Below are 26,036 nucleotides of genomic sequence, written 5' to 3'. Positions count from 1 at the left end.
TCAGCCCTTCCCGACGACGGCGATAACCGCGACGACCGCGACCTGCAGGAGAATGAGCGGCAGGCCGATTATCCATGCCGGCGCCATGAGCTGTTCCGGCCGGAGCGCCGGGACGCGCCGCCGGAGGGCCAGGAGCAGCCAGAAGAGCGCCAGGGTCTTGGCCAGGAACCAGACCCAGCCCGGCAGGACCGGCCCGGCGCCGCCGCCCAGGAACAACGCCGCCCCGAATCCGGCACCGGCGGCCAGCAGCGCGTACCGCCCGGCCAGCAGCAAGAGCCGCTCCACCCCGGAGAGCTCGCCCAGCACGCCGCCGGCGATGTCGGGCGAGAGCGGAGCGGTAAACGGCCGCTGCAGGGAAAACGCCAGCACGGCGGCACAAAAGACCAGGAACGCGACAGGCATCCAGACCACAAACCACAATTCGTCCTGGGCGGCCACGATGTCTGCCATCCGCAAGCTGCCCGCCGCGACCGCCGGAGCCGTGAGTGCAAACATCAGCGGCAGCTCATACGCCAGGGCCAGGGCCAGGAACCGGTACCCGCCCACCAGCGAATACGCGCTGTTCGGACCCCAGCCGGCCAGCCACACCAGCGCCCAGACCATAACGTCCATGGTGTTAAACCAGACCAGCCCCACGGCCAGGTCCGAGACCACCCACGCCCCGAACGGCAGCACCGCGACCTTCAGCGCCGCCGCCACCGGCAGGCCCACGACGCCGATCTTCCGCAGCAGCGTGTCCGCCGCGATGGTGCCGCGGGGCCGTTGACGGAGCAGCCGGGCCGTTTCCGCGACCGGGGCGAAGCCGCCGCCGCGTCGTCCCTCGGCCCGGGCGGTCAGGAGTCCGTCGGCAGCGGCACCGGCCAGGGCCACGAGCAGCAGTATGGCTAGGGCGGCAACGGCACCCCAGGCCGGGAGCTGTTCAACCACAGCGCCGCTCATCCCGGCACCTCGGCCTGCTGTGCCGCGGTTTTCTGAGCCGTGGGAGCCAGATCGAAGCTGGCAATGATCAGGCGTGCTACTGAAAGCTCCTGGCCGCGGATGAGGTCCGGGAGGATGGCCACCACGTCTCTATTGGGAGGTAGTTCTGCTGTGGCGGCCGCGGGTCCGGCCTCCGGTGCGGTGGTGGCCGCTGCCGCCGGGAACATGCCCAGCAGCCTGGCCCACGCATCGGCACCCTCTGAGGCTGGAAGTCCCGCGTCAGACGGAAGGCGGCCGAGGCCGCGCAAGGTCCGGCGCAATAGCCAGTCCTTCCGGACCCTGGCCAACACTGCCCGCGAGGCGGCGCGGCACTGATCCACCGATGCGCGGTCGGTGGCGGCACTGTCCAGGGCGGTGTCACGGATCCGGCGGGTCCGGGTCGCAAGGGCGGCGGCGCCGGCGAGGCGCAGCAGCCGCTCCGCCAGGTCAAGGTGATGTATCAGTGAGGACCGCTCGTCGTCGACGGCTGGCTGCCCGGATCCGGACCGTGGTGGTCCGAAGGGGAAGTCGACGGTGGAATTGAAAACGACGTCGCCCTGCAGTTCGCAGTTCAGCACGAGCCCTGCGGGCCAGAGTGGGAGGTAGGGGCCGAGCGGCACCTTGAGGACATCCAGGTTCAGGCCGTCCCGATCCGCCCCCTCGCCGGCCAGTGGGATGCCGCCGGGCATGGGCATGGCCATTCCACCGTGATCCATGCCCCCGTGGTTCATTTGGCTGTGGTCCATGCCGGAGTGGTCCATGCCGGAGTGGTCCATACCGCCGCCACGGTCGTCGTCGCCGTGGTTCATTTGGCTGTGGTCCATACCGCCGCCACGGTCGTCGTCGCCGTGGTTCATTTGGCTGTGGTCCATGCCGGAGTGGTCCATACCGCCGCCACCCTCTTCGCTGCCGCCGTCGTCGTCCGGATCTACCGCCCGTCCGGCTTCCCGACGGCGCTGGGCGGCGGTGTCCAGCAACTCCGCGGCGCAATCGTCCAGGCGGTCGACGTCGTCCGGCAGCTCAACATTTACCCGTGCCCGGGGGCCGGGGAGCTGGTCCCAGAGCCGGTCGAGAGCCTCCGCCTGCCCGTCGGGAACCTCTCCGCAGACGCACAGGATGTCGGCGTCCGCCGGGGACAGCGCTTCCACCCACCCACGCCGGGCCATCTGCCGTTCCACCGCCATCCGCGGACCGGCACCGTCCCGAACCTCCGCCAGAAAAACATGGCAGCGGGTAACGGCGGCACGGGCCAGAACGTCGCTCAAGCCCATTTGAACGCCCCTTCCCGCCAAGCCCACACCACGCCGGCCATCAGCACGCCGAGGAAGACGAACATCTCAATCACGGCCGACGCCCCCAGCCGTGCCACCACCACGGCCCATGGGTACATAAAGAGCATCTCGACGTCGAACGCGAGGAAAACCAGCGTCACCGGATAGTAGCGGGCGTGGTAGCGGGAGAGGGCGTGCTGCTCGGGGATCCAGCCACTGGCAAAAGGCTTGCTGACCAGGGGATTGTTGGCCACCGCACTGAGCCGGTGTAACGCGTAGAGTCCGGCCACACCGGCCGCCGCCACCAGGAGGGACATCGCCAGGCCCAGATACACCGACATGTGTGTCTCTCCTTTCTGGAACACCTCCGTCCGGTGCCCTCGGTTATCAGTGGGCTTACCTTACTGCTAGCGTGCGGCGGGGCGCAGCGTGTTAGTACTGGTGCTGATGGTCCTTGGCGAAATGGCGGAAGACTTCTTCCATGTCAGGCCCGCGCAGGCGGAAGTCTCTGGCCATCACCCCGGCCAGATCCTCAAGCGCCTTCCGGAGCACGACGCCACTCAATCTGACGCCCGGGTCCTGGGAATCTGCGGCTCTAAAGGTCAACTGCACGGCCTGGGCGAGTGATGCACCCAAAGAAATCGCGGACGTGGACTCGCGGAAATAGTAGGACTCGGGGGTTTGGGTGAGGTCAATCCTGATCTGGACGACGTCGATCGCCAGCGTCTCCAGGGTCCAGGCCGCGGCCCCGGTATCCCGGGCGCCGATGTTTCCGGCGTAGTCCGCCTCGCCCAGGACGGTGAGTCGGATGGCCAGGGCCCGCCGGCGTCCCAGAGCCGGATAAATCTGCATAAACCACGTGACAGCCGCGGTCAGCAGGCCGAACCCGATGAGGGCCTCGACCGGGGAGAAGGTCCTGATCCACGGGTCCGAGACAATAACGTCGCCGTACCCGACTGTGGTGAGCGTGGCCAGGGAGAAATAGAGCGATTCGGCGAAGTCCCCATAGTCGGCCTCGTTGAGGCCGTCGGCGTAGACGAACCCCTGCGGCACATGCGGGTAGTAGACGAGGGCCCAGCCGACGGTCTGCAATGCGGCCCAAAGCAGCGTGACGCCGACCAGTGCCACCGGCCCGGCCAGCGACAGGGCCTTGGCGCCGAGTGCCTGCGATATCCGCCAGACGGTGTCGATGACTAAACGGCCCAGCCTGCCCTGCCCGGTGGGATGCAACAGGGTGTGGAAGACATCATGAAGCCCGACGGCGATGAGCACGAACCCCAGCACACTGAATATCCACTCCATGGCGATGGGCTCCTTTTCTTGGGCTGATGGGATAGCGGGCAGCTATGTGAGTAAAGCAGCTTTCGCGTGTCAGGGCGACCTCTTCGTCGGGCGCCGTGCACGCGCCTGCCCGGGCGGTCGGACGCTCAGCCGTCCACGCCGCCGGTGCAGGGAGCGCCGGGCTCCGGCGCACCGGGGGACTGGGCGTAGGCGCGGATGAAGTTGGCGATGCGCGGATCGGCGGCATCCGTCACTTTCAGCTGGGCGCCCCAGGCCGTGGCGGTGATCCCGGTCCCGGAGTCGGTGCCCGGGCTGAGCAGGACGAAGGGCTTGTCTTTCGCCTGGGCTGCCAGCTTCGTGACATCGGCGGGGGCCAGACCGGAACCGTAGGTGATGCTGACGGCGCCGTGTTCGAGGGAGTGAACGGCACGTTCCTTGTTGACGGGTTCCGTGTAGATTCCGCAGTTGGTCCAGGGGGCAGCGTGGTCCCCGCCGACGCCGGGCTGCTGGGGATATTGGACAGTTCCGTCGACGTGGTTTCGGGACAGATCGGAGAAGGTCTGGATCCCCTCGATGGGTTGCTTGGCGGCCTCGGCGGCGGCGTTCTTATCCTGCACCGACCCGAGGATGGTCAGGGTCACGGCGGTGATGATGCCGGCCACGAGCAGGCCCAATCCGCCGAAGAGGAGGATTTTGAGGCGGCGCTGTTTGGCCCGCTGCTGATTGCGGAGATCGGCAACAATCTGCTGGTTTTCGGCGCGGCGTTCGTGTGCGTTACTCATGCGGAGATTCCTTAGTTGCCGGGGCGGGGTTGCCTGCGGAGGGGTGGCCGGGGGAGGGGTTGCCTGGGGCGGGTTCGTTCGCGGCTGGCGGGACAGTGGAGCGGGGGCGGCTCCGTAGCCGCTGGAAGATGACGAGCCCGGTCAGGAAGAGCAGGCCGGCGACCCAGGTGTTCACGCGCAGTCCCAGGATCAGGTTGGCCGGGTCCGAGCGCATCAGTTCGAAGGCGAAGCGCCCGGCGGTGTAGGAGACGATGTAGAGGGCGAAGACGGACCCGGCGCCGAGTTTGTAGCGGCGGTCCAGGAACATCAGCAGCAACGCGGCGGCGAGGGTCCAGAGGGATTCGTAGAGGAAGGTGGGCTGGAAGTAGCCCAGGACTTCCGGGATGCCGTCGGGGCCGGTCAGTGCCAGGCCGGTGGCCGGGTCCATGGCATGGATCTGGAGTTTCCAGGGCAAGTCTGTGGGTTCGCCGTAGAGTTCGTTGTTGAACCAGTTGCCCCAGCGGCCCAGGGCTTGGGCGATCAGCAGGCCGGGCGCTGCCGCGTCCACGAACGCGGGGAACGGGACCCCGGCGCGGCGGGCCCCAATCAGCGCTCCGACGAGTCCGAGCGCGACGGCGCCCCAGATCCCGAGGCCGCCTTCCCAGATCCGCAGCGCACCCCAGGGGTCACGGCCGGGGCCGAAGTAGAGCTGGTTGTCGGTGATGACGTGGTAGAGCCGGCCACCGACAATGCCGAAAGGCACCGCCCACGTCACGATGTCCAGGGTTTGAGAGGTGGTGCCGCCACGTTCACGCAGCCGGCGGGCGGTCAGCCAGACGCCGGCGACGATGCCGGCCAGGATGCAGAGGGCATAGAAACGGATGGTCAACGGCCCGAGCTGTAAAGCGCTGGCGACGGGAGAGGGGAAGAACAGTTCCGTAGCGACAGGGATGTTCATGATGTGGCTCCCTTATTTGATGTAGGAGAAGACGCCCATCATGCCGCGTTCGGCATGGTAGGCGTTGTGGCAGTGGGTGAGCCATTGGCCGGGGTTGTCGGCGTCGAAGATCGCCGTACCGGCGACGGACAAGCTAAGTAAGCGGCGCCGGCCCAGGTGCTGATTGGTGAAGCTGTTCACATGAGGTCCTTCGATGCAGACCGAAGCTGGCACGCCTGGCCATACGGGAAGTAAAAGGAGCGGGAAAGGCCGGAGGACTATTCCGCGCCATAGGGCCGGAACGTCGCCCCGCCGTCGGTCGACTTCACCAGCCCGGAGGAAGTGGCCGCCCACACCTGAAGCGTCCCGTCCGACGCCGACGCCGACGTCGCCGCGATCGCCTGAACCTCGCCGGTGACCGTCCCCGTCTGTGTCCAGGACACGCCCGCATCGGGGGAGTGGTACACGGATCCGTCGGGTGCGACGCCCACGGCCTCGCCGGCGCCGGCGAAGGCAACGAACTGGATCACGGGGCCCGACGCATTCAACTCCCACGTGGTGCCGCCGTCGGTGGAGCGCTGGACACCGTCACGGGTGGTGGCCAGAACGGTGTCACTGTCCGGGTGCCCGGCCAGCACTGCCGGCGTGAAGTCCGCGGCGACAGTCTGCCACGTGCTGCCGTTCGCGCTGGTCCGCATCGTCCCGTCGAACGCGACAATGCCGGACTTCGTGGCGGCGAGGGCGTGAAAGTCGGATTCCTTCTGCCGAGAGAGCTGCTGCCAGGTCCTGCCGCCGTCGGTGGTCTTGATCAGCCCCAACGGGTTGGGCAGGTCCGACCCCGCGCCTGGGTGACCCGAGGCATAGAAGACGTCCGGGTCCATGGTCGCGGTGAACCCCATGTAGTCGTTGGTCGGTCCGATTTTGACCGCAGGGCTGCCAGAGACGTCGAATAACCCTTCGTGGGTGGCCAGGAGTACCTGGCCGGTTTCGCCGTTGACGCTCAGCCCATGGACATGAGCGCTCGGCAACCCGGACACGGCTGCTGCTGCAGAGGTGTCTGATCCGGTGCCGGGACGCGAATCAGTGGCTGCCGGAGTGCAGGCGGAGAGAACAAGAATCGAGGCGGCTGCCGCGACAGTGAGGGCCGCAGCATGGGGTCGCCGGCGGAGGAAGAAAGGCATGGAGGGCTCCAAACAGGGGATAAGGAAAGTGGGATGCCGCGCCGGTCACGCTTGGTGCCGGCGCGGCTGCGGCGCCGGCTAGAGGGAACCGAGCAGTGTCTGCATTTCCTGGATTTCAGCTTCCTGGGACGTGATGATCTCCTTGCTCAAGGCGAGCGCGTCGGCGTTTTGGCCGTCGGATTCCTCCGTCTTTGCCATCATCACGGCCCCCTGGTGGTGCGCGATCATCTGCGTCAGGAACAGCCTGGACGCGTCAGTTCCCTGTGCGGCCTTGAGCTTGTCCAGGTCGCTCTGGCTCATCATGCCGGTCATACCGTGCCCGGCGTCCATCTGTTCGGGTTCGTTCCACGTCTTCAGCCACCCGGTCATGGTGCCGATTTCCGGGGGCCTGGGCGGCTTTGATCTTGTTGGCGAGCTCCGTGACCTGCGGATCGATGTCCTGTTTCTGGAGGATGATGTCGCTCATCTCCACGGCCTGGCTGTGGTGCGGGATCATGCCCTGAACGAACATCGTGTCGGCCGCGTTGTTAGTCACGGTATCCAGCGGGGCTGCGGTGGCCGGCATGTCGGAGCTGCCGTGGTTCATGCCCGGCATGCTGCTGTCGGCAGCACCGGTCCCGGCCGAGCAACCGGTCAGGGCCAGGGCGGCCGCGAACAGGGTGGCGGAAATAGTCATAGATTTCTTCATGGGAATGCGGGTCCTTCAGGATCGTTGCGGGGACAAGCCGGGCGGGTATGGTCACCGGCCAGCGAATCACGCCCGGGCAAGGGGCGTGTAAACGGCGCGTGCGCGCCGGGGATAGCGAAGCATGTTCGCGCCGGAGCAAGGCGGCGCGGCGCAGCCCGTTTACGTCCGGCTGATGCAAAGGTCCCCGGGGGACGGAGTCCTGGTCGGATGCACGTAGGCGGTAAAGTCCGGTTGACGGCTACCGCGGGCTACGTCACCGAAGGGGGTGCTGCCGGGCACCGGGGCCGACATTGCGGCGGTTCCGGGCAGCGGCATGCAGGCCGCCTCCATCGCCGCCATCTCGGCGCACCCTCCCTGTCCAACGCATGAAAGTCCAGACCCGGATGGTGCCGGGAGCGACGTCGATTCGGCTGGGGCAGGGCCGGCAACTAGGCCGGCGCCGGTTCCGATGGCGTGGCCGCTGTGGCCAGCTGCCGGCGCGTGGGCCGCGGGAAGTGCTTGCGCGGTGTGGGCAGCCCCGGATGCCGCCATAGGGTGGGCACCGGCAATAATGTGCATCCCGAATATTCCGGCGACTAGGGCAAGCAGGGAGGCCAGCAAGCCGACTCGGCGAAGGAACGCCGAAGTACGGCTGATCAGGGCAACGGACATCAGGTTTCCTCCTTCCAGCCGAAATTGACTCACTCAAGCGTACCCGCGGGACGGTCCGGTTGCCCCACGAGATCTAACGCGGGCCGCGCCCATTCAGTTCCAACCGTACCTTCCGGCGCTGGGCGTTACCTTTCCCGCAGGGTGATCGGACGACGTGATGATTATACCCCCATGGGGTATACGTGCACAACGGCTTGCGTGGCCTCTGTCCAGGGGGTCGGCGTCGTTATCCGAATGTGACATCCGCGGAAAATCCGACTACGGTCGAATACGTGCCGGTGTTCATCGAGGCTGGCACCTCCGAGCAAATTGCCTAACTCTGCCGCTGCCCGGGGTCCGATTGCTACATCGTCTGGCAGAGACGGGGAAACCACGTTTGGCTGGCCTTAGCGCCGGCCTTGGGGTGAAGCCGTGCCCTTGCAGTAGGAGCAGCATTGCGCTCCTGCAGGTCACGGCCGGGTGTCTCCCATCCGAATCCGACAGCTAACCCCGCAGGCACAGGGAGAGGTTCCTTCATGTCCGCACGAAAAATTTCCGGGCGCCGTCGCGCCGTCACCGTCCACACCAACCCCCTCGCTGTATTCTCCAAAGCTCTCGCCGACAACGCCGGGGGAGCAGGGCGGCAGGCCGCCGTCGTTGTGGCCGCCTCTGGCCTCGTGCTGAGCGGCGGCATGGCGGCCCAAGCCGCAGAAACGCCCGTCAAGCGGAACTCGGCCTCCGTTTCGAGCCTCGAAGTGACCGGCCAGGTGCAGGCGCCGCTCAACGCCGACTCGTCCGTCGCGATTTCGTTTGACCGCACCGCGGTCAGCACCACGCCGGCACCTGTTGTTGAAGCGCCAAAGCCGGCAGCCGCAGCGCCCGCTCCGCAGGCCACGGCGGCCGCTGCAGTTCAGGCGGCCCCGCGGGTAACCGTCCAGTCGAAGGGCCAGGTCGCGGCTGCCGCGGCCGCTCCGGCCGCAGCCCCGGCCGCAGCAAGCGGAGTCGGCGCTGCGATGGTCTCCGCCGCGTACGCCCAGTTGGGCATGATCCAGGACTGCACCGCCCTGGTTGAAAAGGCCCTTGGCGCTGCCGGCATTCCAGTGGGGGACCTGGCGCCGATGCAGTTCATGGGCTATGGCAAAGTCGTCGGCAACGCGCAGCCCGGCGACATGGTAATCCAACCCGGCCACATCGGCATCTACGTCGGCAACGGCCAGGTGCTGAGCTCCGGCATGAACGGCAAGAACCAGACTGTTGTGCACCCGCTGTCCTGGCTGACCGCCACCGGGCCTGTCACGTTTGTCCGCGCGGGCGCCTGAGTACGCACCCGCCTCAGCACCCAGCCACATGAGGGCCGGTAAACCGCTGCCTTGGGGGTGGCGGCTCACCGGCCCTTGGTGTGTCACTGGCACCGGGATGCCCGCAGCCCACGCCGGACGCGGCGATAGCCAGCCAGTACTGCAGGGAAGTACGGGCAGTCCGACATCGTCAGCCGTCAGGTCATCGGCGAGAACGGGTCTTCGATTTCGCAGGTCCGGTTCGTCATTCCGGGGTGGTCCGGATGGTCGTCCGGTGCACGAGCCGATTGAAGCCTGGGCGGAGCGCCTGCGATGATGGGCCGCGGCGTCGCAAAGCGGCACCTTCGGCCCCCGAATCAGATATATGCCACGACGGGCAAAATCAGCTACGACCGCGCTAACCGCTCCTGTTCGACGGTTGACAGGGGTCTCCGCCCGGATCGCACTGCGGGCTATGCGTGACCCAACCCTATATGTTTTAGGGCCCCGTGGCGGTTTTATTTGAACGCTCGGTGTCGCATTCCCAAGCCTTGCATTCCCAGGCTTTGCATTGTCTGGCGTGGCATATTCTTCGAGGCACCTGGGTTTCGAGACACTGTGTCAACAAAAACCGGGGCAGTCCCATCTCACTATTGGGCACAGCCCATTCGTATTTCGTTCGCGGGGCCGTCGTCGCTTCCTGCCCAGACGACACCGCCTCCTCCAGAGCAGGGCATCACTTCGAACGCCAGGCCATTACGCTGGGCCCGCAGGTGGCGCCCGTCGTCCTCGACCACTTCCCAGCCCGCCGCTGGCAACGCTGCACGATAGTGCTGCAACACGTCGATGTCTTCTGAGAGCACTAGCCGGCGTTCACAGCCGCCGACACCATTTACGCCGCCACCGTTGAACAGCCCGATGTGACTGATGGAGTCGAACGCCCGCTGGGCCTCACGATCTGCAGTGGCCATGGGCTCTGCCGAGCCCTCGCTCACGCATTGCGGAGTGGAGCCGAACTGCGCCTCAGTCTTCCGCTGCAGTGCCGCGGGGGTGACGGCGAGCATGCCGAGCAGCATGAGAACCAGAATGGCCATGGCCGTCAGCCGCATCCACAGTCGCGGCGCGAGCACCAAGCCGACAATGGCAACCACCGCGACCAGACCGAGTGCGAGTCCGGAGGGGCCGGCCGTCAACCCCCAAGTGAGTCCCTCGAGCGCGGTGTCGGTGACAATGCCGTAAATCCTCATAAATTCGAAGTGGACCAGCACCGCCAGCAGCGCCAGTCCTGCCTCGACGGCCAGCAGCACCGCAACGGAGACAACTCGGCCGGTCGTGGGCATGGCTCATTCTAGTCCTGCCTGACCAAACGTCCACAGGTGTCGAACGCATACGCCCTCACCCCCGAGACCGCCGACGCAGCCCGCGGTCTCGCCGAGCCTTGAAAGCAGATCATTCACCGCGGCAACACTGCGACGGGTCACGCCTTTCGGGGCTACCTCCAGACTCACAGTTTTTCCGTTGCTGCCGCGCTGCCAGCGCGAGCGTCACGTCCCGAGCCACGTTCGCCAGACGATCACGAGCACTCGCCGACTGACCGCTCGGTGCGTCATCCCGGAACAGGGCGCCGGCCCTACCGGGCCACGACGACGACCGACCCCACGTTGCGTACATCCGCCCGCACGGCCTGTTCGACCGAGCGGCTGAGTCCGGAGAGCTCTGCCATGGTCCATTCCGGGTCCACCGGTGCGGTGACTTCCACGTGCAGCCGGTGGCCGCTCCAGCGGAGCCGAACGGTCGACGACGGCGGTGCCACCGGGGCGATGGCCGCTTCCGCGCGGTCCAGCAGGTCCGGGTCGACGCCGTCGAGCAGCCTGCGGCCGATGTCCCGGGCGGTGCCCCAGAGAAGAACGAAAATTGCCACTGAAATAAGGATGCCGATGATCGGATCCGCCAGCGGGAAGCCGAGCCACACACCGATCACTCCCGCAACTACTGCGAGGGACGTGAAGCCGTCGGTCCGGGCGTGGATGCCGTCCGCCACCAAGGCCGCCGACCCGATCTCCCGGCCGACCCGGATCCGGTAGACCGCGACGAGCTCGTTGCCGGCGAAGCCGATCAGCCCCGCCGCGAGGACCCAGCCCAGGTTGCTGACCGGCTGGGGATTGAACAGCCGGGTGACTGATTCGACCGCCGCCACCACGGCCGAAAGCGCAATCATGGCCACGATGAAGAGCCCGGCCAGGTCTTCGGCCCGGCCGAACCCGTAGGTGTAGGTCCGGTTGGCCACCCGGCGGCCGAGAATGAACGCGATCCATAGGGGGACCGCGGTCAGGGCGTCGGAGAAGTTGTGGATGGTGTCCGCCAGGAGCGCTACGGAGCCGCTGAACAGGAACACCGCGAGTTGCAGCAGTGCCGTCGCGGCCAGGACGGCGAGGGAGATTTTCAGGGCCCGGATGCCCTTGGCCGAGGACTCCATCGCGTCGTCGACCGAATCCGCGGCGTCGTGGCTGTGCGGGACGAACAGGCCGTGGAAGAAGCCCTTCAGCCCCCGGGGATGCTCGTGGTCGTGAGGATGGTCGTGGGCGTGAGGATGGTCGTGGGCGTGAGCATGCCCGTGCCCGTGCCCGTGCCCGTGGTCGTGGTGTTGATGCGGGTGACCGCCGTCGTGGTGCTCGTGTACGTGAGTGTGGCCGTCGTCGTGCTCCTGTCCGTCCTTATGGACGTGCCCGTGCTCGTGCCCCGAGCCGGGGGAGTGCGCGTGGCTGCCGGTCTGAGTCATAGAGCGCCGCCTTCCGTCTTGGCGTGGTGGTGCCGCGGCGTGCCGCCCAGGGAGTGCTCCGCCTGGAAGATCGCGTCCGCCACGAGCTGGCGGGCATGCTCATTTTCCAGCCGGTAGAACACCCGGGTGCCTTCCTGCCGTGTGGAGACCATCCGGGCCAGCCGCATTTTCGCGAGGTGCTGCGAGACCGCGGACTGGGGCTTGCTCACCGTTTCGGCCAGCTCGTTGACGGACATCTCGCCCTCGCTCAGCGCCAGAATCAGCCGCACCCGGGTCGCGTCGGCCAGCATGGCGAACACCTCCACGGCCAGCTCCACGAAATCGCCATCCATCGGCGGCGCTACATGCTTATCTGCATCCATACGAATATTGTCACATACGCATGGTTGAAAAGGTGAGCCGCGGGCAAACATGGGGGACACTGGAAGTCTCGACCACCAAAGGCGGAAACCCTTGATCAATCTCCAGCAGGATGCTGAAGGCTTTATTCGGATGAACCGACACTTCCCCGGAAGTGTCCGCATCTCCATCACTTTTGCCGACGGCACCGCCGAGGAGTTCTCCGGCCAGCAGTTGAACCACGCGTACGACGGCGCGCTGGCGGAATACCGGGCACAGAACCACATGGATGCGAAGGGATTCTCCCGCGTTTCCAAGCAGCGGATCGACCCCGGGAACAAGGTCGAGTTCGTCCCGGTCCACCCGGGGATGGGGAGCTAGCCTACGCGCCTGCGGCCGAACCCGGCTTGGCCGGGCGCACGCTCCGCGAGAGACTGGCCAGGCACTAAAACCGAACTGGAAGGCACTCCTGAGATGATCTTCATCGTCGTCAAATTCAACGTCAAGCCGGACTGGACGGACCGCTGGCTGGACTTGACCCGCGACTTCACCGAGGCGACCCGCCGCGAGCCCGGCAACCTCTGGTTCGACTGGTCCCGCAGCGTGGAGAACCCCAACGAGTTCGTCCTCGTCGAGGCTTTCCACGATGACGCCGCCGGCGACCACGTCAACAGTGCGCACTTCACCAAGGCCATGCAGGACATGCCGCAGGCCCTCGCCGAGACCCCGCAGATCATCAGCGAGAAGCTTGAGGCCAACGGCTGGGGCCGGATGGGCGAACTGACCGTTCCGTAGTCCTTCGAGCAGGCGACGCCCTCGCGGCCGGCTACTTGCCGGCCCGCGGGGGCTTCGGCGGTTTCGGGGCCTTCGGCGGCAGAGTCGCCACGTACGAGTAGGCCTTCTCCACCCACTTTCCGGTACTGCCGCCGTCGTCGTCCTGCCCTGCTGCCGGCAGTCCGGTGTAATCGCGCATCGGTCGTTCCTCGGGTCCGAAAGGAACCGTCCGCCCCGTCGCTTCCGCCTCGGACCGGTCCGTCTCGGAGAGTCGCACGCCAATGGTCGGGCCGAACAGGCCGGCGAACATGTTGCCGTTGACGAACGCCCCCAAATTGCCGAACATCGGTTTGACCACGATGTTCAAGTCGGCCGGGAGGGCGGACCGGAAGCGCTCCTTGTCTGCGTCGGACGGTTTGGGCATCTGCATGAAAGCTCCAATGTCGCTGGTGGGTCCGTATCGCTGGCGTGGACTGCCTGCAGAATATGCCCGTCGGGAAGAACGGTCGAGGGGTGCTCGAACGATGGCTTAAACGCCGACGGCGGGAATCACCTTCCGGTGATTCCCGCCGTCGAACGTCGAATGTGCTTGTGCCGGCGCCGCGGAGGACGCCGCGTGGCTTAGCGTGCGTGGCTGGTGCGGCCCTTGGTGAGGATGACGGACAGGGCGATCATGGCGACACCGAGCACGAGGTGCAGGTAGTTGTCGAAGGCGTTCAGCGGGACGAAGTTCCCGGCCGACTCCTGGTCAACGACGATTCCGTAGACCCAGAGCACCAGGTAGATGATGCCGCCGTAGAGCAGGAAGGACTTGGAGCCGGCCGCTGACCGGGACAGGGCAATTCCCGCGGCGCCGAAGAGCAGGTGGACGATGTTGTGCAGGACTGAGACCTGGAACAGGCCCAGCAGCATGGCCTCGGATTGGTGGCCGGCGAACTGGAGCTGGTCGAAGTTGCTCGTGATGCCGGGGACAAAGCCGAGGACACCGACCAGAAGGAAGACAGCGCCGACAGCCAAGGCTGCCTTCTGGACGAGAGTGTGCCGGGCGGTGCGGGTGGTGTGGGTTGTAGCCATGATGGACTCCTTGTTTGGGACTGATTTGCAGTAGTTGCTACATGCCATTCGCCGCTGCCGGAGCCAGGGATGTGTCGGATCCGCAGAAAGCAAAAAGAATCGCTGCAACGGCGGGAGACGGTACCGGGGTGGGCCGGATTGAGGCTGGTGGTCAAAAGCTGCGCAAACCTCATGTAGAGTGGAGCCTGTTGTTGTGTTTATGCAGTTCGTAGTTCAGGCAGTACGCAAGGTTGAAAGACCCTGTTCTTCTGAAGTAGCGGTTTTGAACACCCCACACCGGAGGACCCGAAAGTCGGGACTTTTCCTCCACCTTCACGAAGGACAAAAAATAATGGCTACTGGTACCGTCAAATGGTTTAACGCTGAAAAGGGCTTCGGCTTCATTTCCCCCGATGACTCCTCACAGGACGTTTTCGCACACTACTCCGCGATCAACTCCTCCGGCTTCCGCTCCCTCGAAGAGAACCAGAAGGTCTCCTTCGAAACCGAGCAGGGCCCCAAGGGTCCCCAGGCCACGAACATCCAGGCTATCTAATTTCTTTTAGATAACCAGGACCGTTTAGGTTTAGGTTTCGAGCAGGGCCCGTCTTCGGACGGGCCCTGCTTTTGTTTAACCTCAAGGTATGGCGTGACAGGACACCCTGGCCCTGAACTATCCGAAACACGCCGTCTGCCGTCGCTGGACGCTCTGGTAACCGGACTGGCCGTCCCGTTAATAGCGAACACAACTGGGTCTTTTTTCTGCGGCTGGGCAGGCTTACGGTGAAATCCGGGAACGGCCCGTCCCGGGCCGGCTAAACCAGGAGGAGAGTCCGATGACAACGCACGTCGCTGACTGCAGCGTGAGCAATTGTTCCTTCAATGACCACTCCGCGTGCAACGCCTCAGCCATCACGGTCGGCGGCACGGAAGACCACGCGGCCTGCGCCACCTTCATCGACATCGGCGCCCACGGCGGCCTGCCCAAGGTCTTGGCCGACGTCGGCGCCTGCCAGCGTTCCGAATGCGCGCACAACGAACATCTGATGTGCCAGGCAGCCGAAGTGCACGTCGGCCCGGGCGCCGACAGCGCCGACTGCCTCACCTACGCCCACCGGTAGGCCGCCGGACACCTCATCACCAGAGGACACCCGACGGCGGGCTCCGGTTCCCGGTCCGTTCACCTGCCGGATCCTGATAGTTCACGCGTGCGGTGAAGGATCAGTCCATGACTTCCTTCACCCGCCGTTCACTGCTCAAAGGCGCCATTGCGGCCGCCGGTACTTCCGCCGTCGTTCCCGGCGCGATGACTCCGGCCAGCGCCGCCCGGATCAGCACCTCCCCGGCGGGAGTTGCGCTGGTCCGGAACCGCCTGACCTTGACCTCCGGCATTGCCACCGGCGACGTTGGCACCGACTCCGGTGTGTTGTGGTCCCGGGCATCAGGCCCCGGACGGCTGGTGGCCAGCCTGCTGGCGGTCGATGACGACGGAGCCCCACTTCGCGGCGGCCGCGCCTTCCGGCGGGTGCTGCGGGGGACTGCCGCCAGCGAAGCGACCGACTTCACCGCTAAGATCAACGCCCGGCACTTGCCGGCAGGGACCCGGTTCGCGCTCAGCATGCACTTCGAAGACGCCGAAGGCAACGCCGGCGAAACCGCCCAAGGCTCCTTCAGTACCGCCCCGGACAAGGGCGGCGTCCGCAGCGGCCGGACGGCGCGGCGGCAGAGCTTCGTCTGGAGCGGCGACACGGCCGGCCAGGGCTGGGGCATCAACGAGGAGATCGGCGGCATGCGTGGCTACGCGGCCATGCACGCCACCCGCCCTGACTTCTTCCTCCACTCCGGCGACACCATCTACGCCGACGGGCCCATCGCCGCGGAGGTCACCGAACCGGACGGCCAAGTCTGGCGAAACCTCGTGACCGAGGAAGTGTCGAAGGTGGCCGAAACACTCAACGAATTCCGCGGCCGCCACCGCTACAACATGCTGGACGCCAACGTCCGCGCACTCTACGCCGAGGTGCCCGTCATTGCCCAGTGGGACGACCACGAAACACACAACAACTGGTACCCCGGGGAGATCCTCACCGACCCCCGGTATACCGAGCGCCGCGTGGACGTCCTCGCCGCCCGCGGCCGGCAGGCCTGGCAGGAATATTAGCCCGTCGCGCAGCTCGGCGACGGCAGCGCCGGCTTCGAACCGGCCCGCATCTACCGCAAGATTTCCCGCGGACCGCAGCTGGAGATTTTCTGCCTGGACATGCGCAGCTTCAAGGACCCCAACACCGACGGCAAGGAGCCGAACCTCACCCATATCCTCGGGTAGGAGCAGGCCGACTGGCTCATCAAGGAAGTCAGCAAGTCCAAGGCCACCTGGAAAGTTATCGCCGCCGACCTTCCGCTCGGATTGGTCGTGCCCGACGGCGCGGTGCATCAGGAGTCCCTGTCCAACCACGACGCCGGCGCCCCGTTGGGCAAGGAACTCGAGATCGCGCGGGTGCTCTCCGCTTTCAAACGCAGCCGGGTGAAGAACGTGGTCTGGCTGACTGCCGACGTGCACTACTGCGCCGCCCACCACTATTCCCCGGAGCGGGCTGCGTACCAGGATTTCGATCCGTTCTGGGAATTCGTGGCTGGCCCCATCAACGCCGGGTCGTTCGGTCCCAGCGCCTTGGATGGCACCTTCGGTCCCGAGGTCGCGTTCTTCAAGGCGGGCGCCTACGCCAACGAATCCCCGCGCAGCGGCGAAAGCCAGTACTTTGGCCACGTGGAGTTGGGGGAGGGGGACACCTTCAGCGTGAGTCTGCGCAATGCCAACGGTGCTGTTCTTTGGAGCAAGGAGCTGCAGCCGGAACGGTGACGGGCTTCACAACCTTCTCTGACGGGCGGAACGGCATCCCTGACCCTCCAAAGCGCCTCGAATCCGCGTCAAATTCGCGTCGATCCGGCGATTTCCGGCGCGGGCGGACGCCGGCTCGGCCGATTTGCGTCAGGGGTTCGGGGTGCGTAAAGTAATTCGAGTCGCCGCGACGGGGGCCAGCTGGAAATGCTGGTCACGGACGGGCGGCGATCCCCCTTTTTTGATGAATGGCCTGGGATATGGTGCGCTTTGTGGCGTGCCGGTGCCGGGTGGGGGCTTGATGCTGGTGCTGGCGGGTCGCGGAAACGTTGATTTGCTTCGTGTGCCGGGTTCGGGTAAGTTTGTCAGGTTGCTCCGGAGCGATCCACGGTTGAGGTTGTGGTGGTGCCGGGTGTGTCTGTTGTTTGAGAACTCAATAGTGTGCCAAGTTTGTTGATACCAATTTTTTGTATTGAATTGGTTGAATGTGCTGGATCCGCCACCCCGTGGTGTGGTCTGGTGTTTTTGGCTGGTTTCAAATTTTGTGCAGCCGGCGTTCCCGTTTTCCCGGGGGCGTGTGGTTGTGTCTGTTTTTGTTTTACTTCAACGGAGAGTTTGATCCTGGCTCAGGATGAACGCTGGCGGCGTGCTTAACACATGCAAGTCGAACGATGATCTCCAGCTTGCTGGGGGGATTAGTGGCGAACGGGTGAGTAACACGTGAGTAACCTGCCCTTAACTCTGGGATAAGCCTGGGAAACTGGGTCTAATACCGGATATGACTCCTCATCGCATGGTGGGGGGTGGAAAGCTTTATTGTGGTTTTGGATGGACTCGCGGCCTATCAGCTTGTTGGTGAGGTAATGGCTCACCAAGGCGACGACGGGTAGCCGGCCTGAGAGGGTGACCGGCCACACTGGGACTGAGACACGGCCCAGACTCCTACGGGAGGCAGCAGTGGGGAATATTGCACAATGGGCGCAAGCCTGATGCAGCGACGCCGCGTGAGGGATGACGGCCTTCGGGTTGTAAACCTCTTTCAGTAGGGAAGAAGCGAAAGTGACGGTACCTGCAGAAGAAGCGCCGGCTAACTACGTGCCAGCAGCCGCGGTAATACGTAGGGCGCAAGCGTTATCCGGAATTATTGGGCGTAAAGAGCTCGTAGGCGGTTTGTCGCGTCTGCCGTGAAAGTCCGGGGCTCAACTCCGGATCTGCGGTGGGTACGGGCAGACTAGAGTGATGTAGGGGAGACTGGAATTCCTGGTGTAGCGGTGAAATGCGCAGATATCAGGAGGAACACCGATGGCGAAGGCAGGTCTCTGGGCATTAACTGACGCTGAGGAGCGAAAGCATGGGGAGCGAACAGGATTAGATACCCTGGTAGTCCATGCCGTAAACGTTGGGCACTAGGTGTGGGGGACATTCCACGTTTTCCGCGCCGTAGCTAACGCATTAAGTGCCCCGCCTGGGGAGTACGGCCGCAAGGCTAAAACTCAAAGGAATTGACGGGGGCCCCGCACAAGCGGCGGAGCATGCGGATTAATTCGATGCAACGCGAAGAACCTTACCAAGGCTTGACATGGACCGGACCGGGCTGGAAACAGTCCTTCCCCTTTGGGGCCGGTTCACAGGTGGTGCATGGTTGTCGTCAGCTCGTGTCGTGAGATGTTGGGTTAAGTCCCGCAACGAGCGCAACCCTCGTTCCATGTTGCCAGCGCGTAATGGCGGGGACTCATGGGAGACTGCCGGGGTCAACTCGGAGGAAGGTGGGGACGACGTCAAATCATCATGCCCCTTATGTCTTGGGCTTCACGCATGCTACAATGGCCGGTACAAAGGGTTGCGATACTGTGAGGTGGAGCTAATCCCAAAAAGCCGGTCTCAGTTCGGATTGGGGTCTGCAACTCGACCCCATGAAGTCGGAGTCGCTAGTAATCGCAGATCAGCAACGCTGCGGTGAATACGTTCCCGGGCCTTGTACACACCGCCCGTCAAGTCACGAAAGTTGGTAACACCCGAAGCCGGTGGCCTAACCCCTTGTGGGAGGGAGCTGTCGAAGGTGGGACTGGCGATTGGGACTAAGTCGTAACAAGGTAGCCGTACCGGAAGGTGCGGCTGGATCACCTCCTTTCTAAGGAGCACCTACAATGTTCTGCGTTCCGCTGTGTGCGGGGTGTGGGGGTTGTCAGGAGTATATGCCCGTTGCGCAGACGCAAGTTCTGCGGCGGGTGCTCACGGGTGGAATATCAACAAGTAGCGGCCGCGTGTTTGTTTGCGGCACCCAGTACGGTGGGTCTCTTCCCTGTGGGGAGGGTCCGGCCTGGAACGGTGCGGTGTTCGGATGGGTGGTTTCGTGTTTGGCACACTGTTGGGTCCTGAGGCAACAGGACCGGATGTTGTGGCGGGTGTGTTCTTTTCCTTCGGGGGAAGGGCTGGCCGGCTGCGGGGTCCGGGGCTGGTGTTTCTGGTTTCCTGGCTGCATCGATCACATGGTTGCTTTCCTTTTGAGGGGGGTGTGTGTGGGGTGTGTGGTACGGGGTTGTTGTTTGAGAACTACATAGTGGACGCGAGCATCTTTTATAAGAAGCAATTTCCAAGAATATGAACCTGGATCTGTCCCGGGCGCCTTTCGGGGTGTTTGGGGTGGTTTTCGTGGTTCTCTCGAAAATAGCGTTTTATTGATCTTTTGTGGTCAAGTTTTTAAGAGCACACGGTGGATGCCTTGGCATTAGGAGCCGAAGAAGGACGTAGGAATCTGCGATAAGCCTGGGGGAGTCGATAACCGGACTGTGATCCCAGGGTGTCCGAATGGGGAAACCCCGCCAGGGACGCGAGTTACCTGGTGACCCGCATCTGAACACATAGGGTGCGTGGAGGGAACGCGGGGAAGTGAAACATCTCAGTACCCGCAGGAAGAGAAAACAATAGTGATTCCGTCAGTAGTGGCGAGCGAACGCGGATCAGGCTAAACCGTTCCATGTGTGATAGCCGGCGGGCGTTGCATGGTCGGGGTTGTGGGACTTTCCGTTCCAGCTCTGCCGGGCTGGGAAGGTGAGAGTGTGGACATAGGTGAACGGTCTTGAAAGGCCGGCCGTAGAGGGTGTGAGCCCCGTAACCGAAATGTTGTGCACCGCCTGGAGAGTATCCCAAGTAGCACGGGGCCCGAGAAATCCCGTGTGAATCTGTCAGGACCACCTGATAAGCCTAAATACTCCCTAATGACCGATAGCGGACCAGTACCGTGAGGGAAAGGTGAAAAGTACCCCGGGAGGGGAGTGAAACAGTACCTGAAACCGTGTGCTTACAATCCGTCGGAGCAGTCTTAGTTACTGTGACGGCGTGCCTTTTGAAGAATGAGCCTGCGAGTTAGTGTTACGTCGCGAGGTTAACCCGTGTGGGGAAGCCGTAGCGAAAGCGAGTCTGAATAGGGCGTTGCAGTGGCGTGATCTAGACCCGAAGCGAAGTGATCTACCCATGGCCAGGTTGAAGCGACGGTAAGACGTCGTGGAGGACCGAACCCACTTCAGTTGAAAATGGAGGGGATGAGCTGTGGGTAGGGGTGAAAGGCCAATCAAACTTCGTGATAGCTGGTTCTCCCCGAAATGCATTTAGGTGCAGCGTTGCGTGTTTCTTACCGGAGGTAGAGCTACTGGATGGCTAATGGGCCCTACAAGGTTACTGACGTCAGCCAAACTCCGAATGCCGGTAAGTGAGAGCGCAGCAGTGAGACTGTGGGGGATAAGCTTCATAGTCGAGAGGGAAACAGCCCAGACCACCAACTAAGGCCCCTAAGCGTGTGCTAAGTGGGAAAGGATGTGGAGTTGCGAAGACAACCAGGAGGTTGGCTTAGAAGCAGCCATCCTTAAAAGAGTGCGTAATAGCTCACTGGTCAAGTGATTCCGCGCCGACAATGTAGCGGGGCTCAAGTACACCGCCGAAGTTGTGGATTTCAGATAATAGCCAAGCCGCTCCCTTGTGGGGTTGGTTCAGGCGTCTGGAGTGGTAGGGGAGCGTCGTGTGGGCAGTGAAGTCGCGGTGTAAACCAGCGGTGGAGCCTACACGAGTGAGAATGCAGGCATGAGTAGCGAAAGACGGGTGAGAAACCCGTCCGCCGAATGATCAAGGGTTCCAGGGTCAAGCTAATCTGCCCTGGGTAAGTCGGGACCTAAGGCGAGGCCGACAGGCGTAGTCGATGGACAACGGGTTGATATTCCCGTACCGGCGAAAAACCGCCCATGCTGAACAGGGGATACTAACCGCCCGAAACCTGCCCGATCGCCCTTGTGGTGTGAGGGTTTTGGCCGAGCGCGGGACCTGATCCTGGGAGGCAAGCGTATTAACAGGTGTGACGCAGGAAGGTAGCCGAGCCGGGCGATGGTTGTCCCGGTCTAAGGATGTAGGGCGAACGGTAGGCAAATCCGCCGTTCATGATGCCTGAGATCTGATGGGACTCCCGTAAGGGGGGATTCGGTGATCCTATGCTGCCAAGAAAAGCATCGACGCGAGGTTTTAGCCGCCCGTACCCCAAACCGACACAGGTGATCAGGTAGAGAATACTAAGGCGATCGAGAGAATTATGGTTAAGGAACTCGGCAAAATGCCCCCGTAACTTCGGGAGAAGGGGGGGCCCCCATCGTGATGGACACTAGCTGTCCGGAGCGTGCAGGGGCCGCAGAGACCAGGGGGAAGCGACTGTTTACTAAAAACACAGGTCCGTGCGAAGTCGCAAGACGATGTATACGGACTGACTCCTGCCCGGTGCTGGAAGGTTAAGAGGACCGGTTAGCCGCAAGGCGAAGCTGAGAATTTAAGCCCCAGTAAACGGCGGTGGTAACTATAACCATCCTAAGGTAGCGAAATTCCTTGTCGGGTAAGTTCCGACCTGCACGAATGGAGTAACGACTTCCCCGCTGTCTCAACCATAAACTCGGCGAAATTGCAGTACGAGTAAAGATGCTCGTTACGCGCAGCAGGACGGAAAGACCCCGAGACCTTTACTATAGTTTGGTATTGGTGTTCGGAGTGGCTTGTGTAGGATAGGTGGGAGACGTTGAAACCCGGACGCCAGTTCGGGTGGAGTCATCGTTGAAATACCACTCTGGTCACTTTGGACATCTAACTTCGGCCCGTAATCCGGGTCAGGGACAGTGCCTGATGGGTAGTTTAACTGGGGCGGTTGCCTCCTAAAAAGTAACGGAGGCGCCCAAAGGTTCCCTCAGCCTGGTTGGCAATCAGGTGTCGAGTGTAAGTGCACAAGGGAGCTTGACTGTGAGAGAGACATCTCAAGCAGGGACGAAAGTCGGGACTAGTGATCCGGCGGTACATTGTGGAATGGCCGTCGCTCAACGGATAAAAGGTACCTCGGGGATAACAGGCTGATCTTGCCCAAGAGTCCATATCGACGGCATGGTTTGGCACCTCGATGTCGGCTCGTCGCATCCTGGGGCTGGAGTAGGTCCCAAGGGTTGGGCTGTTCGCCCATTAAAGCGGTACGCGAGCTGGGTTTAGAACGTCGTGAGACAGTTCGGTCCCTATCCGCTGCGCGCGCAGGAAATTTGAGAAGGGCTGTCCTTAGTACGAGAGGACCGGGACGGACGAACCTCTGGTGTGTCAGTTGTACTGCCAAGTGCACCGCTGATTAGCTACGTTCGGATGGGATAACCGCTGAAAGCATCTAAGCGGGAAGCTCGCTTCGAGATGAGATTTCCATACACCTTGTGTGTGAGAGGCCCCCAGCCAGACCACTGGGTTGATAGGCCGGATGTGGAAGCGAGGACTAACGACTCGTGAAGCTGACCGGTACTAATAGGCCGATAACTTACACCACACACTCCTCCCCGTGAACGGATTCAAAAGACGTTCACACCACGGGAGAAGTAAAGAAACAAGAATGCTTGCGTCCACTATGTGGTTCCCAAACAACAAACCCGCCACGGGTCACGTTGCCGGAACCAACAACAAAATAACAACACCACCCCCGCCCCAGGGCGGGACAACATGTTGTAACCACAAAAACTTCCCACCCGCCGAAAAACCGGCGGCACGGAGAAAAGGTTACGGCGGTCACAGCGTGGGGGAAACGCCCGGTCCCATCCCGAACCCGGAAGCTAAGACCCACAGCGCCGATGGTACTGCACCCGGGAGGGTGTGGGAGAGTAGGACGCCGCCGGACAACCATTAACAGGTCGAGAGCCTCCAACCACCAGGTTGGAGGCCCTCCCTCTTTAACCCTCACCGCGGAAGCCCGAACTGCAGGATGTACGGTAGCGTCACTCCCGAATTGGCAGGACGCGCGGAAGCGTCACTCCCGAATTGGCAGGATGTACGGAAGCGTCACTCCCCCGCACTGCAGAATGTGCGGGAGCGTCCGTACTCGCCGGCCGGAACAATAAAGCTCCGGCCGTCGTTGAACCAGAGATACCATTCCCGGCTTCAAAAAAGGACACCCTATGCCGCAGCGCACCATCGTCATCACCGGAGCCAGTGACGGGATCGGCGCCTCAGCGGCCCGGACCTTCAGCCGGCAGGGGGAGCGGGTGGTCGTCGTCGGGCGTTCCGCGGAGAAGACCGAGAAGGTCGCCAACGAGATCGGGGCGGATTTCTTCGTTAGCGACTTCGCCGTGCTCTCCCAGGTGCGCACCCTGGCTGCGCAGCTCAAGGAAAAATACCCGCGGATTGACGTCCTCGCCAACAACGCCGGCGGCATCATGGGGGACCGTGAGCTTACCGTGGACGGCCACGAGAAGACTTTCCAGGTCAACCACCTGGCGCCGTTCCTGCTGACCACCGAACTGCTGGACGTCCTCACGGACAGCCGCGCGACCGTGATCAACACCGCCAGCGTGGCCAACTCGTTGTTCGGCAAGCTCGATCTCGATGACCTCGACCTGGCCAAGGGCTACTCCGCGAACCGCGCCTACGGCAACGGCAAGCTAGCGAACATCCTGTTCACCACGGAACTACACAACCGCTACAATGCGGCCGGCATCTCGACGGCGGCCTTCCACCCGGGCGGCGTGGCCACCAACTTCGCGGCGGAATCGACCAGCCTGATGCGCGTAGCCTACACCACGGTCCTCAACCGGTTTATGCTGACGCCGGAACAGGGCGCGGACACCTTGGTGTGGCTCGCCAACGCCACCCCGGGGCACGACTGGATCTCCGGCGCCTACTATGCCAAGCGCCAGCTGACCAAGGCCAACAAGCAGGCCTACGACGCCGGACTCGCCCGCGGCCTGTGGCAGCGCAGCGAGGCCATGGTGGCGCAAGACCTCGATAAGGTCGATCCCCGGCGCTGAAATATCTGCCGCAATGCGGAAAGCATCAAATTCTCCGGTAGCATGCCAATACCCTCGACCGATAAGCGGTTGAGGAGTTCAATACTGGGGATAACTTTCAATGCGCATCAGCAAAGTAATAATTTCGTCGCTGGCCACGGCCGCACTTCTGCTCACGGTCTCGGCGGTGCCGGCCACGGCAGCGCCTTCGCCGAAGTCCTACAAGAACTGCGCGGAACTTAACAAGGTCTACCCGCACGGGGTAGGCAAGAGCGGGGCACGTGACAGGACCTCCGGAAAGCCCGTCACGAATTTCAAAGTCAGCAATACGCTCTACAGCTACAACGACGGCGGTGCGAAGCGGCACCTGGGTGAGCGCGACCTGGACCGTGACAACGACGGCATCGCCTGCGAAAAACTCTGAGTACAGGCCGGTCAAGGGTCCCGGACAGCCGCTGCCCACGGCAGCGGCTTCCGCGCCCGGATGTGCCGCTGGGATGTGCCGCCCGGGGGCGCCCATGGGGTCAGCGCCCGGCGCCGACCTGGTCGACGGCCATGAGGGCAGTTTCCATGGTCCCGGCGAGCTCGCTCGCCGGGGCCGGCTTGGCGAACAGGTAACCCTGCAACGAGTCACAGCCGCGGTCCATCAGGTAGCGGGCCCTGGATGCCGGTTTCGATCCCCTCGGCCGTCACGGTGAGGCCCAGGGCATGGGCGGCGTCGATCATGGTGTCAAAGAACGGCAGTTGCTCCTGGCCGGTTGAGACCATGGCGACGAAAGACCTGTCGATCTTAACGATGTCCAGCGGCAGCTCGTTGAGCCGGCCGAGCGCGGAATAGCCTGTGCCGAAGTCGTCCATGGCGATCCGGACGCCGGCCTGGCGCAGTTGGCGCAGCTGGCGTAAAACATCAGGGGCCGAGTCGAAGAACACGCTTTCCGTCAGTTCCAGCGTCAGCTGGCGTGGGTCCACTTCGGTCGAGCGGACAATCGCGAGCACGTCCGCGGCAAAGTCACGGTGTTCGAACTGCAGCGCGGAGACGTTTACGGCAACGCTGTTGGCCGCATCGCCGGCCAGCCAGGGACGGATTTCAGTGCAGGCGCGGCGAAGAACCTCATCACCGATTTCGCGGATCAGGCCGCTCTGCTCAGCCATCGGCAGGAATTGATTGGGTGGTACGACACGGCCGTGCAGTTCCCAGCGGGCAAACGCCTCGAACTGCACCACGCAGCCGACGCCCGGTGCCACCACGGGCTGGTAATGCACGGAAATTTGGCCAAGCTCCACGGCCCGGCGGAGTCCCGATTCGCCCTGGCCCTGCTGCGCGGCCGAATACAGCATGCTGGGTTCGAAGCGCCGCCAGGTGTTCTTGCCGGCAGCCTTCGCCGCGCCCATGGCGGCGTGCGCTTGGCGCAGCAACTCCGCACCGTCAGCGGTCTCCGGCGTTCTGGATGCCAGGCCCATACTCACGCTGGGCCGCACCAGGGAACCGCCGACGCGGATCGGCTCGTGCAGGGACTCCGCGATCCGTTTCGTCGCGGCGTCCGCGTTGAGGCATTTCACCAGCAGCACCACGAATTCGTCGCCGCCGAGCCTGGCGATGCTGTCATGGGGGCGGATGCAGCTGCGTAGCCGGTTCGCCACTTCCATGAGCAGTTCGTCGCCGGCCGGATGCCCGAGGAGCTCGTTGAGGTTCCGGAAGTCGTCCAGATTCAGGATCAGGACATCGACCGTCTCGGGGCGGCTCAAAGCCGCGGCGAGCTGGTCGTTGAACAGCGGACCATTGGCCAGACCCGTCAGCGGATCCGGCCGGGCGCCGGAGACCCGGCGGTCGTCGGCTCCTGCGCGCGCGGTCGCGCCCGAGGGAACCGAGGGATCGGCGGTGAAAGGACGACGGCCCGGTGCGGCGCCGCTGGCGCTGTTGCCGCCCGCGGCGGTTCCGGCGTCGGGCGGCACACTGGCCAGCTGGGGCGCGTCCTGCCGGTGGGGCCGCGC

The 26,036-nt window shown here is 63.7% G+C and carries 24 protein-coding genes, 3 rRNA genes, 1 pseudogene and 1 riboswitch; of the genes and pseudogenes, 11 read left to right on the top strand and 17 right to left on the bottom strand.

Going from position 1 to position 26,036, the window contains the following annotated elements; all coding sequences use genetic code 11:
- The 10 genes from KY499_RS07565 to KY499_RS07525 form a co-directional block, all read right to left on the bottom strand.
- Positions 1-939, bottom strand: coding sequence for an NADH-quinone oxidoreductase subunit H (locus KY499_RS07565; RefSeq protein ID WP_219886681.1), 939 nt, complete (start codon positions 937-939; stop codon positions 1-3).
- A complete protein-coding gene (locus KY499_RS18555; protein ID WP_219886680.1) occupies positions 936-2,228 on the bottom strand; it encodes a hypothetical protein in 1,293 nt (430 codons plus the stop codon). The genes KY499_RS07565 and KY499_RS18555 overlap by 4 nt, the downstream gene beginning before the upstream one ends.
- A complete protein-coding gene (locus KY499_RS07555) occupies positions 2,219-2,569 on the bottom strand; it encodes an NADH-quinone oxidoreductase subunit A (protein ID WP_258191009.1) in 351 nt (116 codons plus the stop codon). The genes KY499_RS18555 and KY499_RS07555 overlap by 10 nt, the downstream gene beginning before the upstream one ends.
- Before the next feature lie 91 nt (positions 2,570-2,660).
- Entirely contained in the window at positions 2,661-3,530 is an 870-nt protein-coding gene (locus tag KY499_RS07550; RefSeq protein ID WP_219886679.1) for a potassium channel family protein, read from the bottom strand.
- 125 nt (positions 3,531-3,655) lie between these two features.
- A complete protein-coding gene (locus tag KY499_RS07545; RefSeq protein ID WP_219886678.1) occupies positions 3,656-4,291 on the bottom strand; it encodes a DUF3105 domain-containing protein in 636 nt (211 codons plus the stop codon).
- Positions 4,284-5,228 (bottom strand): prolipoprotein diacylglyceryl transferase, encoded by a 945-nt coding sequence (gene lgt, locus KY499_RS07540; RefSeq protein ID WP_219886677.1) that lies wholly within the window; start codon positions 5,226-5,228, stop codon positions 4,284-4,286. Before lgt ends, KY499_RS07545 begins: the two co-directional genes overlap by 8 nt.
- 12 nt (positions 5,229-5,240) lie before the next feature.
- On the bottom strand, positions 5,241-5,408 hold the full coding sequence (locus KY499_RS18750) for a multicopper oxidase domain-containing protein (protein ID WP_258191008.1): 168 nt from the start codon (positions 5,406-5,408) through the stop codon (positions 5,241-5,243).
- A gap of 77 nt (positions 5,409-5,485) precedes the next feature.
- Entirely contained in the window at positions 5,486-6,388 is a 903-nt protein-coding gene (locus KY499_RS07530; protein ID WP_219886676.1) for a F510_1955 family glycosylhydrolase, read from the bottom strand.
- Positions 6,389-6,466: 78 nt separating this feature from the next.
- The gene (locus KY499_RS18545) at positions 6,467-6,718 is read right to left on the bottom strand and encodes a DUF305 domain-containing protein (protein WP_308813087.1); all 252 of its coding nucleotides are present in this window, start codon (positions 6,716-6,718) and stop codon (positions 6,467-6,469) included.
- A complete protein-coding gene (locus tag KY499_RS07525) occupies positions 6,642-7,076 on the bottom strand; it encodes a DUF305 domain-containing protein (RefSeq protein ID WP_308813086.1) in 435 nt (144 codons plus the stop codon). Before KY499_RS07525 ends, KY499_RS18545 begins: the two co-directional genes overlap by 77 nt.
- A 951-nt stretch (positions 7,077-8,027) precedes the next feature.
- Positions 8,028-8,239, top strand: a riboswitch (cyclic di-AMP (ydaO/yuaA leader).
- 3 nt (positions 8,240-8,242) lie between these two features.
- Here KY499_RS07525 and KY499_RS07520 point away from each other — a divergent pair.
- Complete coding sequence (locus KY499_RS07520) at positions 8,243-9,025, top strand: NlpC/P60 family protein (protein ID WP_219886675.1); 783 nt, start codon at positions 8,243-8,245, stop codon at positions 9,023-9,025.
- A 608-nt stretch (positions 9,026-9,633) separates the two neighbouring features.
- On the opposite strand, the gene KY499_RS07515 is transcribed toward KY499_RS07520, so the two are convergent.
- The 3 genes from KY499_RS07515 to KY499_RS07505 all read right to left on the bottom strand — a co-directional run bounded on the left by KY499_RS07515 (position 9,634) and on the right by KY499_RS07505 (position 12,124).
- The gene (locus KY499_RS07515) at positions 9,634-10,323 is read right to left on the bottom strand and encodes a hypothetical protein (RefSeq protein WP_219886674.1); all 690 of its coding nucleotides are present in this window, start codon (positions 10,321-10,323) and stop codon (positions 9,634-9,636) included.
- Positions 10,324-10,613: 290 nt separating this feature from the next.
- Positions 10,614-11,762, bottom strand: coding sequence for a cation diffusion facilitator family transporter (locus tag KY499_RS07510; protein WP_219886673.1), 1,149 nt, complete (start codon positions 11,760-11,762; stop codon positions 10,614-10,616).
- The gene (locus tag KY499_RS07505) at positions 11,759-12,124 is read right to left on the bottom strand and encodes a metalloregulator ArsR/SmtB family transcription factor (RefSeq protein ID WP_219886672.1); all 366 of its coding nucleotides are present in this window, start codon (positions 12,122-12,124) and stop codon (positions 11,759-11,761) included. Before KY499_RS07505 ends, KY499_RS07510 begins: the two co-directional genes overlap by 4 nt.
- Positions 12,125-12,215: 91 nt before the next feature.
- Between KY499_RS07505 and KY499_RS07500 the strand changes: the two genes are divergently transcribed.
- Positions 12,216-12,482 (top strand): hypothetical protein, encoded by a 267-nt coding sequence (locus tag KY499_RS07500; RefSeq protein WP_219886671.1) that lies wholly within the window; start codon positions 12,216-12,218, stop codon positions 12,480-12,482.
- 93 nt (positions 12,483-12,575) lie between these two features.
- Positions 12,576-12,896, top strand: a complete 321-nt coding sequence (locus tag KY499_RS07495; RefSeq protein WP_219886670.1) for a putative quinol monooxygenase — start codon at positions 12,576-12,578, stop codon at positions 12,894-12,896.
- A 31-nt stretch (positions 12,897-12,927) separates the two neighbouring features.
- On the opposite strand, the gene KY499_RS07490 is transcribed toward KY499_RS07495, so the two are convergent.
- On the bottom strand, positions 12,928-13,305 hold the full coding sequence (locus KY499_RS07490; protein ID WP_219886669.1) for a TfoX/Sxy family protein: 378 nt from the start codon (positions 13,303-13,305) through the stop codon (positions 12,928-12,930).
- A 191-nt stretch (positions 13,306-13,496) separates the two neighbouring features.
- Positions 13,497-13,949 (bottom strand): DUF4383 domain-containing protein, encoded by a 453-nt coding sequence (locus KY499_RS07485; protein ID WP_219886668.1) that lies wholly within the window; start codon positions 13,947-13,949, stop codon positions 13,497-13,499.
- Positions 13,950-14,280: 331 nt separating this feature from the next.
- Between KY499_RS07485 and KY499_RS07480 the strand changes: the two genes are divergently transcribed.
- The 8 genes and pseudogenes from KY499_RS07480 (at position 14,281) to KY499_RS07445 (ending at position 24,468) form a co-directional block, all read left to right on the top strand.
- Positions 14,281-14,484, top strand: coding sequence for a cold-shock protein (locus KY499_RS07480; RefSeq protein WP_011690916.1), 204 nt, complete (start codon positions 14,281-14,283; stop codon positions 14,482-14,484).
- A gap of 280 nt (positions 14,485-14,764) precedes the next feature.
- Positions 14,765-15,049 (top strand): DUF1540 domain-containing protein, encoded by a 285-nt coding sequence (locus tag KY499_RS07475; protein WP_219886667.1) that lies wholly within the window; start codon positions 14,765-14,767, stop codon positions 15,047-15,049.
- Between the two features lie 107 nt (positions 15,050-15,156).
- A pseudogene (locus tag KY499_RS07470) lies at positions 15,157-16,788 on the top strand (alkaline phosphatase D family protein).
- Positions 16,789-17,370: 582 nt separating this feature from the next.
- Positions 17,371-18,898: ribosomal RNA gene (locus tag KY499_RS07465) — 16S ribosomal RNA — on the top strand.
- A 559-nt stretch (positions 18,899-19,457) separates the two neighbouring features.
- Positions 19,458-22,594, top strand: a 23S ribosomal RNA gene (locus KY499_RS07460).
- A 228-nt stretch (positions 22,595-22,822) separates the two neighbouring features.
- A 5S ribosomal RNA gene (gene rrf, locus KY499_RS07455) occupies positions 22,823-22,939 on the top strand.
- Together the 16S, 23S and 5S rRNA genes form the textbook arrangement of a ribosomal RNA operon.
- Positions 22,940-23,216: 277 nt before the next feature.
- On the top strand, positions 23,217-24,065 hold the full coding sequence (locus KY499_RS07450; protein WP_219886666.1) for an SDR family NAD(P)-dependent oxidoreductase: 849 nt from the start codon (positions 23,217-23,219) through the stop codon (positions 24,063-24,065).
- Between the two features lie 100 nt (positions 24,066-24,165).
- Positions 24,166-24,468: an excalibur calcium-binding domain-containing protein gene (locus KY499_RS07445; RefSeq protein ID WP_219886665.1), complete on the top strand. Its 303-nt coding sequence runs from the start codon at positions 24,166-24,168 to the stop codon at positions 24,466-24,468.
- A gap of 100 nt (positions 24,469-24,568) precedes the next feature.
- Here the strand turns inward: KY499_RS07445 and KY499_RS18125 are convergent, their stop codons facing one another.
- Together KY499_RS18125 and KY499_RS07440 are read right to left on the bottom strand one after the other, a co-directional pair.
- Positions 24,569-24,691 (bottom strand): hypothetical protein, encoded by a 123-nt coding sequence (locus KY499_RS18125; protein ID WP_258191007.1) that lies wholly within the window; start codon positions 24,689-24,691, stop codon positions 24,569-24,571.
- The gene (locus KY499_RS07440) at positions 24,675-25,997 is read right to left on the bottom strand and encodes a bifunctional diguanylate cyclase/phosphodiesterase (protein WP_219886664.1); all 1,323 of its coding nucleotides are present in this window, start codon (positions 25,995-25,997) and stop codon (positions 24,675-24,677) included. The genes KY499_RS18125 and KY499_RS07440 overlap by 17 nt, the downstream gene beginning before the upstream one ends.
- Between the last annotated feature and the right edge of the window lie 39 nt (positions 25,998-26,036).

This window comes from Arthrobacter sp. PAMC25284 (assembly GCF_019443425.1).
GTDB classification, from domain to species: Bacteria; Actinomycetota; Actinomycetes; order Actinomycetales; family Micrococcaceae; genus Arthrobacter; species Arthrobacter oryzae_A.
This window is presented reverse-complemented; position numbering and strand designations above follow the sequence as displayed.